General features: G+C 70.5%; 11 protein-coding genes, 1 rRNA gene and 1 pseudogene. 3 read left to right on the top strand and 10 right to left on the bottom strand.

The window, feature by feature from the left end:
* Positions 1-196: 196 nt before the first annotated feature.
* On the bottom strand, positions 197-490 hold the full coding sequence (locus ACIQNG_RS00065; protein WP_401481789.1) for a glutaredoxin family protein: 294 nt from the start codon (positions 488-490) through the stop codon (positions 197-199).
* Between the two features lie 260 nt (positions 491-750).
* Between ACIQNG_RS00065 and ACIQNG_RS00060 the strand changes: the two genes are divergently transcribed.
* From ACIQNG_RS00060 to ACIQNG_RS00050, 3 genes are all read left to right on the top strand, one after another.
* Entirely contained in the window at positions 751-1689 is a 939-nt protein-coding gene (locus ACIQNG_RS00060; protein ID WP_401438693.1) for an HAD family hydrolase, read from the top strand.
* Between the two features lie 425 nt (positions 1690-2114).
* Entirely contained in the window at positions 2115-2912 is a 798-nt protein-coding gene (locus ACIQNG_RS00055; protein ID WP_401438696.1) for an ECF subfamily RNA polymerase sigma factor, BldN family, read from the top strand.
* Positions 2913-3169: 257 nt separating this feature from the next.
* Positions 3170-4420, top strand: coding sequence for a DUF5667 domain-containing protein (locus ACIQNG_RS00050; protein WP_401481785.1), 1251 nt, complete (start codon positions 3170-3172; stop codon positions 4418-4420).
* Between the two features lie 68 nt (positions 4421-4488).
* Here ACIQNG_RS00050 and ACIQNG_RS00045 read toward each other — a convergent pair whose 3' ends face one another.
* The 9 genes and pseudogenes from ACIQNG_RS00045 to rrf form a co-directional block, all read right to left on the bottom strand.
* Positions 4489-5553 (bottom strand): lysophospholipid acyltransferase family protein, encoded by a 1065-nt coding sequence (locus ACIQNG_RS00045; RefSeq protein ID WP_401482496.1) that lies wholly within the window; start codon positions 5551-5553, stop codon positions 4489-4491.
* 554 nt (positions 5554-6107) lie between these two features.
* Positions 6108-7163 (bottom strand): NAD-dependent epimerase/dehydratase family protein, encoded by a 1056-nt coding sequence (locus ACIQNG_RS00040; protein ID WP_401481782.1) that lies wholly within the window; start codon positions 7161-7163, stop codon positions 6108-6110.
* A gap of 268 nt (positions 7164-7431) precedes the next feature.
* Positions 7432-7530, bottom strand: coding sequence for a 30S ribosomal protein bS22 (locus ACIQNG_RS00035; RefSeq protein ID WP_003948845.1), 99 nt, complete (start codon positions 7528-7530; stop codon positions 7432-7434).
* A 164-nt stretch (positions 7531-7694) separates the two neighbouring features.
* A complete protein-coding gene (locus tag ACIQNG_RS00030) occupies positions 7695-7910 on the bottom strand; it encodes a helix-turn-helix domain-containing protein (protein ID WP_141316280.1) in 216 nt (71 codons plus the stop codon).
* Positions 7911-8039: 129 nt separating this feature from the next.
* Positions 8040-8544 (bottom strand): annotated as a pseudogene (locus ACIQNG_RS00025) (phosphatase); the annotation flags it as partial.
* Positions 8545-8616: 72 nt separating this feature from the next.
* Positions 8617-9792 carry an acetoin utilization protein AcuC gene (locus ACIQNG_RS00020; protein ID WP_401481780.1) on the bottom strand — a complete coding sequence of 392 codons (1176 nt, stop codon included), beginning with the start codon at positions 9790-9792 and terminating at the stop codon, positions 8617-8619.
* Complete coding sequence (locus ACIQNG_RS00015) at positions 9743-10966, bottom strand: MFS transporter (protein ID WP_401481778.1); 1224 nt, start codon at positions 10964-10966, stop codon at positions 9743-9745. Before ACIQNG_RS00015 ends, ACIQNG_RS00020 begins: the two co-directional genes overlap by 50 nt.
* Before the next feature lie 94 nt (positions 10967-11060).
* On the bottom strand, positions 11061-11705 hold the full coding sequence (locus tag ACIQNG_RS00010) for an HAD family hydrolase (RefSeq protein WP_401481775.1): 645 nt from the start codon (positions 11703-11705) through the stop codon (positions 11061-11063).
* A 61-nt stretch (positions 11706-11766) separates the two neighbouring features.
* Positions 11767-11883 (bottom strand): 5S ribosomal RNA (gene rrf, locus ACIQNG_RS00005).
* Positions 11884-12054 lie beyond the last annotated feature (171 nt).

Here is a 12054-nt window from a genome sequence, read left to right as displayed (position 1 = left end):
TCTTTGTGAACGCGTGCACAAAGACAGTGTCCGATTTGCCCGGCCAACGTGACCGGGGTCACGCAACTTCTCCGTCCGCGACGGGAACCGGCGCACACGCTGCGCGGATCCGCAAGTCCGGGGGCCACGACGCACACACTCCTCTAGATCAACGCCCCCGAGACCGATTCGCCGTCGATCCTAAGCGATTTTCGGACTACTTGTACTGGCCGGTCAGTGCCTTCCTGAGCCGCTCCTCGTTCACGCGCCAGAAGGTGTGCTGCCGGCCGTCGACCAGGACCACGGGAATCTGCTCCCAGTACTGGTCGTGCAGGGCCCCGTCCCGCGAGATGTCCTTCTCCTCCCAGGCCACGCCCAGCTCCCCGCACACCTTCTCCACCACCGTCTGCGCGTCGTCGCACAGATGGCAGCCGGGCTTGCGGATCAGCGTCACGAGACGCGCGGCGGGTTCCTGGGGGGCGGGGGCCTTCCGCCGAAAGATGGGACTCATGCAACCCATTGTCGCGCCGCCGACCGCCCCCGGGACCGCCCCGGGACGGCCCCGGAAGGGGCCCGGAACCCGCGCGGGGCCCGCCTGGGGCCCGTCCGGAACCCGCGCGGGGCCCACCCGGACCCCACCGGCAGCGCGCTGAGGACCCGCTCAGGGGCCCTGCGGGCCCGCTCAGGCCGTCACTCGGGGGACGCGGAGAGTTCACGCCCCGCGAACCTCCCGACTCCGGAACCACCGAACAGACTGGCTATGCTCACGCCATGGCCGCTCTCCGATGGCTCACCCCCCGCAGGCGCTCCGCCACGGCGCGGAGCGTGCTCGCAGGCGAGGCTTCGGCCGAGGCCGCGCGCAAGACCACCGAGGCGTCCGAGGTCGCGGAGGAAGCCGCGCGCGACGCCGGCGAGGAGCCCCAGTTCCCGGTGCCCGGCGACACCGAGGCCGCCGCCTTCTTCGACCTGGACAACACGGTCATGCAGGGCGCGGCGCTGTTCCACTTCGGCCGGGGCCTGTACAAGCGGAAGTTCTTCCAGACCCGCGACCTCGCCAAGTTCGCCTGGCAGCAGACCTGGTTCCGGCTGGCCGGGGTCGAGGACCCCGAGCACATGCAGGACGTCCGGGAGTCCGCCCTCTCCATCGTCAAGGGCCACCGGGTCGCCGAGCTGATGTCCATCGGCGAGGAGATCTACGACGAGTACATGGCCGAGCGCATCTGGCCGGGCACCCGCGCCCTGGCCCAGGCGCATCTGGACGCCGGTCAGCGGGTCTGGCTGGTCACGGCGGCCCCGGTCGAGATCGCCACGGTCATCGCCCGCCGCCTCGGGCTGACCGGCGCGCTCGGCACGGTCGCCGAGTCCGTCGACGGCGTCTACACCGGCAAGCTGGTCGGCGAGCCGCTGCACGGCCCGGCGAAGGCGGAGGCGGTCCGCGCCCTCGCCGCCGCGCAGGGCCTGGACCTGGAGCGCTGCGCCGCCTACAGCGACTCCCACAACGACATCCCGATGCTGTCCCTGGTCGGCCACCCCTACGCCATCAACCCCGACGGCAAGCTCCGCAAGCACGCCCGCACCCTCGACTGGCGGCTCCGCGACTACCGCACCGGCCGCAAGGCGGCGAAGGTGGGCATCCCGGCCGCCGCGGGCGTCGGCGCGGTGGCCGGCGGCACGGCCGCGGCGATCGCCCTGCACCGCAAGCGCCGATGACAGCGGAGTGACGGACGGCGGGGACGGACGGTGGGAACCGCGGGACGGACGGCGGGAACCGCGGGGACAGGCGGTGGGAACCGCGGGGACAGGCGGCCGGGAACGGCGTGACCGGTAAAACCGGCCAATCATCGCACCGTACCCAGGGAACGCCCTGACCACTCACCTTGTCCGCGCACAGCCACAACACGCCCCTCATCTACCCAGAACCCGAAACGTTTCGATCAACAACCGTTCAGCAAGCGGCACTTGAACGAACGTCAATCGGTTACAGAAGCGACGTAATCGATGATTTGAGCAACTGGGTGTAGCAGGGCCTGCACGAAGCGTTATTCTCCTCAGACGCAAACCGGTACCCCTCCGTCGCTACGACGGGTGAAAGGTCCCGCACTGCTCGTGATGGAAGCTCTGCCTCTGGGAGTCCCGTGTACCCACACGTCGGGGTTGACGCCTCGGGCCTGGCTACGCTTCGCGCAACGGTCCAAGAACTGCTGCGCGACCTCGTCCCCACCGCGTACGCCGTCCCCGCGCTCGCCTCCGCCACCGCGCCCGTAGGCCCCTGCTACGCGCTCGCCGAAAGCACCGCCGCGGTCGGCAGACGATCGCGCACGTCCGGCACCACGCACACCACCACCAGCGCCAACGCCACCGCCCGCCGTCCCGCGGCCGACAGCGACAGCGCCCGGATGATGGAACTCGTCGAGCGCGCCCAGGCCGGCGAGGCCGAGGCGTTCGGCCGTCTCTACGACCAGTACAGCGACACCGTCTACCGCTACATCTACTACCGGGTGGGAGGCAAAGCCACCGCCGAGGACCTCACGAGCGAGACCTTTCTGCGCGCCCTGCGCAGGATCGGCACCTTCACCTGGCAGGGCCGCGACTTCGGCGCCTGGCTGGTCACCATCGCCCGCAACCTGGTCGCCGACCACTTCAAGTCCAGCCGCTTCCGTCTGGAGGTCACCACCGGCGAGATGCTCGACGCCAACGAGGTCGAGCGCTCCCCTGAGGACTCCGTCCTGGAGTCCCTCTCCAACGCCGCCCTGCTCGACGCCGTCCGCCGGCTCAATCCCCAGCAGCAGGAGTGCGTGACCCTCCGGTTCCTCCAGGGGCTGTCGGTCGCCGAGACCGCCCGGGTGATGGGCAAGAACGAAGGGGCGATCAAGACCCTCCAGTACCGCGCCGTGCGCACCCTCGCCCGGCTGCTCCCGGACGACGCCCGCTGATCACCCGACCGGGCGCCTCCACACGTACACACGTTCAGCCACCGCCAACTCACGGTCAGTGAAAGCCCGTTGACTCCCCCATCCGATCATCCGCAGTCCGTAACCCAAGTGCCGCGCCGCTCGTTGTGCGGGATGCAGGCTCCCTGTGGACACACCCTGGCCCGCTCCGATCACCCGATCGAGGGCATCCGGTCAGGGCGTGCAACCCTCCGGACCCCCTGGGGAGTCGACCGTCATGACGAGAGGAGGTGCCGCCAGTGATCGCGAACGTATCGGCGCACCGGCGGGCGAACGCCTTCGCCCAGGCCCTGGAGGAGCAGGCCGGCCAGGGCACGGCGGCCGAGCAGCCCGAGGGATCGCCACCGACCCCGGCAGCCGCCGACACGACCGAGCAGGGCCGACTCCTGGCCCTCGCCACCGGTCTCGGCGAACTGCCCCGCCCGGGGCTCGACCCGGAGGTCAAGGTCGTACAACGGGCACAGCTGGTGGCCGCCATGGAGGCGATGCTCCAGGAAGGCACCGCGGGAGGTGCGGCGGCGGACCCTTCGGTGCCCGAGCAGCGCTCCCGCCGGAGCAAGGGCGCTCATCGGGCCACCCCGCTGGGGAAGCTCCGACCGCGCAGCAGACTGGCCAAGGGCCTGACGGCCGGCGGCCTGAGTGTGAGTGTGGCCGCGGGCGCCTTCGGCGGAGTCGCCGCTGCCAGCTCGGACGCCCTCCCCGGTGACTCGCTCTACGGCCTGAAGCGCGGCATCGAGGACTTCAAGCGCGGTCTCGCCGACGGCGACGGCGAACGCGGCGAAGCCTTCCTGGACCAGGCGTCCACCCGGCTCAACGAGGCCCGCAGACTCATGGAGCGCGACCGGGGCGGGCAGCTCGACCACGAATCCCTGGGCGAGATCCGCCGGGCCCTGTCCGGTATGACCCACGACGCCTCCGAGGGCCACCGGCTGCTGACCGCGGCCTACGAGCGCGACCCCGACTCGCTCGGCCCCATCCAGGCGCTCTCCTCCTTCTCCACGTCCCACCGTGAGGCGTGGGGCGCCCTGCGCGACCGGCTGCCCGTGCAGCTCGGGGACGTGAGCGACCAGGTGACCTCGGTCTTCGCCGCCATAGACGAGGAAGTCGCCCCGCTCCAGTCGCTGCTCCCCCAGCCCCCGACGCAGGGCGGCGGAGCGACCGACGACAACCGCCAGGGCGACCCGCGCACCGGCCCGTCGACCGGCTCCACCGGCACCGGCGGCGCCTCCTCCGCACCCAGCAAGGGCGACAGCTCCACCGACCGCGGCGACGACCGCACCGGAAAGCCCAGCCGTCCCACCACCCCCCACCACGAGGACGAGGGGCTGCTGGGCGGCAACACGGGCGGCCTGCTCAACCCGCCGCAGCACACCGGCGGCGCCTCCCCGTCCCAGACCAAGCCTCCGAACGCCGAGCCCGACGTCACCCTCCCACCCCTCCTGCCGGGCCTCCTGCCCGGCCTGGGCATCGACGGCGAGAACGCCGAGTAGCCCGATCCACGACAGCGGGGGCGTCCTTCGTCAGGAAGGGCGCCCCCGCTGTCGTGGATCGGCGAAAGTCAGAAGAACACCGACCGCCGCTGCACGAGCAGCTTGTACAGCGTGTGCTGAATCTGTTCGCGGACCTGGTCGGTGAGGTTGAACATCAGCATCGGATCCTCGGCGGCCTCCGGCGGATAGCCGTCCGTCGGGATCGGCTCACCGAACTGAATGGTCCACTTCGTCGGCAGCGGGATCGCGCCCAGCGGGCCGAACCACGGGAAGGTCGGCGTCAGCGGGAAGTACGGGAAGCCGAGCAGCCGTGCGAGGGTCTTGGAGTTGCCGAGCATCGGATAGATCTCCTCGGCCCCCACGATCGAACACGGAATGATCGGGGCCCCCTGCCGCAACGCCGTGGAGACGAACCCGCCCCGCCCGAACCTCTGCAACTTGTACCGCTCGCTGAACGGCTTGCCGATGCCCTTGAACCCCTCCGGCATCACCCCCACCAGCTCCCCCTGCGCCAGCAGCCGCTCCGCGTCCTCCGCGCAGGCCAGGGTGTGCCCGAGCTTACGGGCGAGTTCATTGACGACCGGCAGTACGAAGACCAGGTCGGCGGCGAGCAGCCGCAGATGCCGGCCCGCCGGGTGCTTGTCGTGCACGGCGACCTGCATCATCAGCCCGTCCAGCGGCAGCGTCCCGGAGTGATTGGCGACGATCAGCGCACCGCCCTCCGCCGGGATGTTCTCGATGCCCTTCACCTCGACCCGGAAGTATTTCTCGTACATCGGCCGCAGCAGGGACATCAGAACCTGATCGGTGAGTTCCTCGTCGTACCCGAAATCATCGACCTCATATTCCCCGGTGACCCGCCGCCGCAAAAACCCCAGCCCCCCAGCAACCCACCCCGCCACACCAGCCCCTTGCCCAACGGCCCCATCGGATTCGGCTTCGGGTTCGGGTTCGGCTTCAGTTCCGGCTACGGCTTCGGCTTCGGCTGCTCCAGTGTCGCCACCGACTCCAGCGGGCCCGGCGGCCTCGGGGTCCCCACCTACCCCAGCATCCTCGGAACCCCTCGCGGACCCGGCGGACTCGCCCGCCCGATCCTGACCGGCCTTTCCGCCAACTCCGACCTGCCGTGGCAGCTCAACCCTCTCAGCCACACCAGCTCCCCCGCCCTGCCCGGCCGCCCCGGCCTGCCCGGCCACCTCGGCCGCAGGGACCGCGCTAGCCGCCTCGGCCGCAACAGCCCGCTTGGCCTTCCCAACCGGCCCAGCCTTCCCGGCCCGTCCAGTTCTCTTCGTTTTCCCAGAGGTCTCGGCCCGCCCGGCCCCCTTGGCCCTTCCGGCAGCCGCAGCCTTCCCGGCCCCCTCGGCCCGCCCGGCCGCCGCAGGCTTCCCCGCCGCCGCCTTCCGGGCCGCCTCCCCCGAATCCCCGGAACCACCGGAACCACCGGAGTCCCCAGACTCCACGGACCCCCCGTCCCCATGCCCCTCCCCCTCCGCCTCCGCCCCCCGGCGCGACAAAGGCTGGACGTTGGTCGTCTCGCGTCCGTCCAGCTCATGGACGGACGCCGACTCACCACCGCCCCGTCGACTCCCGGCACCCCGGCGCCGCGAAGAGCGCTGTGCCGCGCCGCCCCGGGACCGGTCGTCGTCGAACGGGATGACCTTGGCGTCCGCCATCGTTGATGCGCTCCTCAGTCGGCGCTCGGGGGGTGGCCGCCGCCGGCCACGGGCAGCGCGGCGATCCGGTCGACGGCCCTGGCAAGGGCCTCCGGCGGCAGCAGTCCAGGTCCGCGGCTGCGCACGAAGTCCGCGAACGTCTCTGCGGTGGTGTATTTCGGCTGAAACCCCAGTGTCTCGCGCATCTGGCCGGTCGCAACGACCCGCCCATGGGTCAGCAACCGGATCTGCTCGGGCGAGAAGTCGCTCATGCCGAGCGTCCGCACCAGCGTCCCGGCCCAGGTGACCGCCGGCAGCAGCAGCGGCACGATGGGCCGGCCCAGCCGCCGGGAGCACTGCGAGAGCAGCAGCACACCGTCACCCGCGATGTTGAACGTCCCGCTGTTGAGCGTGCCACGCCCCGGCTCCCGCGCCCCGATCCCCAGGACGTCGATGACATCGTCCTCGTGCACGAACTGGAGTCGCGGGTCGTATCCGAGGACCGTCGGCAGCACCGGCAGCGAGAAGTACGAGGCGAGCGGCGAGTCCGCGCTCGGCCCGAGGATGTTGGCGAACCGCAGCACACACACGGCGACGTCGGGGCGGCGCCGGGCGAACCCGCGCACATATCCCTCGACCTCGACGGTGTCCTTGGCGAACCCGCCGCTCGGCAGCGACTTGACCGGCGTGGTCTCACTGAACACGGCCGGATCCCGCGACGCCGACCCGTACACATTCGTACTGGACTTCACCACCAGCCGGGTCACCGTCGGCGACTTCTGACAGGCCCCGAGCAACTGCATGGTGCCGATGATGTTGGTCTCCTTGACCCCCGTCCGGCCGCCGCTGCCCAGCGCGGTCGCGGTGACGTCCATGTGGACGACCGTGTCGGCGCCGCTCTCCGCGAGCACCCGCGCGATGGTCGGCTGGCGGATGTCGGCCTGGACGAAGTCGGCGTCGCCGAGATCGTGCTCGGGCGGCACCACGTCCACGGCGACGACCCGTTCCACCCCCGGGTCCCGCTGGATCCGCCGTACGAACCGGCCCCCCAGCCGCCGGGCCGCCCCGGTCACCAGTACGACCTTGCCCAAAACCAGCCCTTCCCTTCCCGCCTTCCCCGACGCACCACGTCTCTGCCGCCAACCTAGCGCTTCGACGTTGCGCTGTGATGACCGCACGGTCGGGAAAACACCGATTCGAACAACGGGGACCAGAAGACGGACAGAAACAGGGACAGGGACAGGGACGGAAACAGAAACGACCGTGGCCCCCACCCGGAATCCGGACGGGGGCCACGGTCACGCCAGACGCGTCACACGCATCGCGGCGCGGAGGCGGCTCGGAAGTCCGCCACCGCACCTACTTCTTGTTACGACGCTGAACGCGCGTGCGCTTCAGCAGCTTGCGGTGCTTCTTCTTCGCCATCCGCTTGCGCCGCTTCTTGATTACAGAGCCCACGACAACCCTCGCTCACTTCTCATCACTCGGTGTTTGGGCGCCATGGGCCCACACGACCTACGAGGGGCTAGCCTACCCGCCCGAGCGCTGAGGTCGTAATCGAGGCCGGACCGGGAGGATCCGAGGGCAGCCGTGCGGCGCCGAAGGGTCCCCCCGGGCCGCCGTCAGGCCGTCTCCACCCCCACATAACTGTCGCGGAGGTACTCATGAACCGCGTTCTCGGGGACACGGAAGGACCGCCCCACCCTGATCGCGGGCAGATGACCACTGTGCACCAGCCGGTACACGGTCATCTTCGACACTCGCATCACCGAGGCTACCTCCGCCACGGTAAGGAACTGAACCTCACTCAGAGGCCTCTGATCGCCAGCTGCAGCCATGACACACCTGAACCTTCCGCACTCGACGGCCACCGGCTTCCCCTTCCGGTGACTCTTCGTCGTTGCGTGCTCACTCCCCAATGTAGGGGCGGGTGATGCGAGTGGGGAAGAGGTGCACCCATCGGCGGCCTACTGTGACAGACACGCTCGATTGAGTACGTAGCGGGTCAGCGGCAGGTGGTAATCCGACCGCACGCCGTCCTTGAGTGGAACGACCACCGACACCCGCCCCTCGGCCCGCCCGACGAACAGGGCGGGTTCATCCGCATCGGTCGGCCCGATGGCCTCGAACCCCGGCTGACCTGCTCCGCAGACCCAGCCGTGGCCCCCGGTCACCCGCTCGGGCAGCGGCCCACCGGCCTCTGCGGGGCCCGTCGGCGCGGCCCGGACCGGCGGCGGAGCGGGCGTATGCGCGCCGGTCGCACCACCGGAGGCCACCCGGGTTGTGCGCCCGTACGTGCGCGACTCGCCGTACGTCATCAAGGTTGTACATGCGTAGACCGAACCGGGTCGTTATGTCGACACAACGACCCTGCGCCGGTGTGAGGACGGCACATCCCGCCGCCGACAAGGCGTCCGCGAGCCCGGCGTAGAAACCGAGCGGCCGACACGGATGCCCGGCACCGAACAGCACCGAGGGTCCCGAGCCGCGAACAACCGGCAACTCCGCGGACCCTCCTCCCGCCCCCCTCCCACGCTCCCCGCGCTACGCCAGCAGCCCCCGCAGGGGGAACACCGCCCGCCGCGCCGCCAGCACCGCCTGGTCCACCCGGTCCCCGGGGTCGTAGCCCGCCTCCCAGGCCCCCCACGTCACCGGCCACCGCCCGTCGCTCATCCGCACCGGCGCCAACTGCCGCGTACGGGCGTACACCTGCGCCCGCCACTCCTCGGGAATCACCGTCTCCGGCGCGATCTCGCTGCCCGCCGCGATCCCCACCAGATGCGCCCACGACCGCGGCACCACGTCCACCACCGCGTAGCCGCCCCCGCCGAGCGCGACCCACCGCCCCTCGGCGTGCTCGTGCGCCAGTTCGTGGCAGGCGACCTGCACCGCCCGCTGCGCGTCCAGCGACACCGCGAGATGCGCCAGCGGATCCTCGAAGTGGGTGTCGGCCCCGTGCTGGGTCACCAGCACATCCGGCCGGAAATCGGCCAACAGCTCGGGCACCACGGCCTGGAACGCCCGCACCCACCCGGCGTCCCCCGTCCCCGCCGGCAGCGCCACATTCACCGCCGACCCCGCCGCGGCCCCTTCCGCGCCCGTCTCTTCCGGCCATCCGGTCTGCGGAAACAGCGTCCGGGGATGTTCGTGCAGCGAGATCGTCAGGACCCGGGGGTCTTCCCAGAACGCCGCCTGCACCCCGTCCCCGTGGTGCACGTCCACATCCACGTACGCGACCCGCTCCGCGCCCAGTTCCAGCAGCCGCGCAATCGCCAGCGCCGCGTCGTTGTAGATGCAGAACCCCGACGCCGCCCCGGGCATGGCGTGATGCAGCCCGCCCGCGAAGTTGACCGCGTGCAGCGCGTCTCCCCGCCACACCGCCTCCGCCGCCCCCACCGACAACCCGGCGATCAGCGCCGACACCTCGTGCATCCCGGCGAACGCCGGATCATCCACGGTCCCCAGCCCGTACGACGGATCCGCGGCCCCCGGCTCCGCCGACGCCGCCTTCACCGCCCGGATGTAGTCCTCGCGATGCACCAGCCGCAGCGTCGAGTCCCCGGCCGGCTTGGCCGACACCACCTCCATCGCCCGGTCGAGCCCCAGCGCCCCGACCAGTCTCCGGGTCAGATCCAGCCGTACCGGATCCATCGGATGCTCGGGACCGAAGTCATAGCCCGTTACCGCCTCGTCCCACATCAGCTGTGCGCGACCGCTCATGCCCGCCACCGTATCGGTCCGGTTGAGCGTCGAACGACCGGGCGTACACCAAGGTGACCAGCACCAGAACCATCGGTACGAGCATCGCGCCCCGATAGCTCCAGGCGTCCCCCAGCGCCCCCACCAAGGGCGACCCGATCAGGAATCCGACGTAGTTGAAGACATTGAGCCGCGCCACCGCGGCGTCCGAAGCACCGGGGAACAGCCGCCCGGCCGCCGCGAACGTCTGCGGCACCAGCACACACAACCCGAGCCCCAGCAGGGTGAAACCGAGCATCCCCACCCAGGCCCCCGGCGCCCCCGCCACCACCGCGAACCCGACCGCCGCCACGACCGCCCCGCCCCGCACCACCACCACGGCCCCGAACCGCCGCACCCCGAGATCCCCCAGCGCCCGCCCCACCAGCGTGGTCACCATGTACACGTTGTACGGCACGGTCGCGAGCTGCTCGGAACTCCCCAGCACGTCCTGGAGGTACTTCGCACCCCAGTTGGACACCGTGGAGTCCCCGATGTACGCGAAGGTCATCACCAGACAGAGCGGCAGCAGCGCCTTGAACACCACCCCGGACCCGGCTTCCTCTGCCGCCGTCACCTCCCCGGTCCGCTCCCCGGAGGGCTTCGCGTCCACATACCACCGGCTCCCCACCAGCGCGACCGGCACCAGCACCACCACCGGCAGATACGACACCCACAGCGCCAGCCCCCAGTGCGCCCCCGCCCACGCCAGCGAGGCCCCGACGATCCCGCCCAGGCTGTACGCGGCATGGAACCCGAGCATGATGCTCCGCCCGTACGACCGCTGCAGGCTCACCCCCAGCATGTTCATGGAGGCGTCGAGCGCCCCCACGGCCAGCCCGAACACCGCGAGCGAGACCGCGAGTCCCGCCATCCCCTCGCCGGCCCCGACCCCGAACAGTGCCAGCAGCACCACCGGCTGCGACCACCGCAGCACCCCACTGGGCCGCACCCGGCGCACCAGCCGCTCGGTGGCCACACTCCCGACCCCGGCGAGGATCGGCACCGCGGCGAGAAAGACCGGCAGCAGCGCGTCGGACACCCCGTACCGGTCCTGAACGGCCGGGATCCGCGTCACCAGCAGGGCGAACGCCACGCCTTGGGCGAAGAACCCGAACGCCAGCGAAGCCCTACCGCGCCGCAGCACCTCAGTCATGGCGGGAGCGTAGGCCCCCGGGCGTCTCCTGGGTATATCCAGCCAAAGCTGAATTCCCCTCAACTTCACCGCCCGGCCCGCGCCCCCACGCCCCTCACCCGAGCAGCCCGGTCAGCTCCCGCATGTCCGAGAAGAGCCGCCCGGCCCCGGTGAGCTGGTCGGCCGAGGTCATGGCGGTGAACCCGACCACGTCCATCCCGGCCGCGACTCCGGCCCGCACGCCCAGCGGGCTGTCCTCCACGACCACACACCGCCCGGCCGGGACGCCCATGACCTGAGCGGCGTGGAGAAACAGATCCGGTGCGGGCTTCCCCTTCCCCACATCCTGGGCGCTGAAGATCATCCCGTCTTCGAACCAGCGGTCCAACCCGGTCGTCCGATGCCCCACCCGAATCCGCTCATGGCTCCCGGACGAGGCCACGCAGTACGGCACCCCGTCGGCGGTCAGCTTCTCCAGCACGTCGACCACTCCCGGCACGGGCCGCAACTCCCGCTCGAAGGCGGCGAAGACCCGCCCGTGAAACACCTCGTCGAAGTGCGCAGGCAGCCGCTCCCCGGTCCGCTCCTCGATCAGATCGTGGACGCGGTGCATGGCGGCGCCCATGTAGTCCCGGAGGGAGTCCTCGTACGAGGTGGGGTGCCCCAACTCGGTGAGATAGGCGGCGAGCAGCCGGTTGGAGATCGGCTCGCTGTCGACCAGGACACCGTCGTTGTCAAAGATCACAAGGTCATAGCGCATACCTCGACCCTAAACGCAGAAAACCCCCGCACCGTCAGGTGCGGGGGTTCCCCCAATAATTGTTCGGCGGCGTCCTACTCTCCCACAGGGTCCCCCCTGCAGTACCATCGGCGCTGTAAGGCTTAGCTTCCGGGTTCGGAATGTAACCGGGCGTTTCCCTCACGCTATAACCACCGAAACACTATGAAACAGCCAACCAGAAACCCACCCCATCACAAAGGGGGGTCTCGATGATTGTTCGTGGTTTCAGAACCAACACAGTGGACGCGAGCAACTGAGGACAAGCCCTCGGCCTATTAGTACCAGTCACCTCCACACCTTACGGCGCTTCCAGATCTGGCCTATCAAC

Origin of the sequence: Streptomyces sp. NPDC091377, from assembly GCF_044757045.1 — a bacterium.
Classification (GTDB): Bacteria; Actinomycetota; Actinomycetes; order Streptomycetales; family Streptomycetaceae; genus Streptomyces.
The sequence above is the reverse complement of the archived record's forward strand: the minus strand, read 5'-3'. Positions and strand labels throughout refer to the sequence as shown.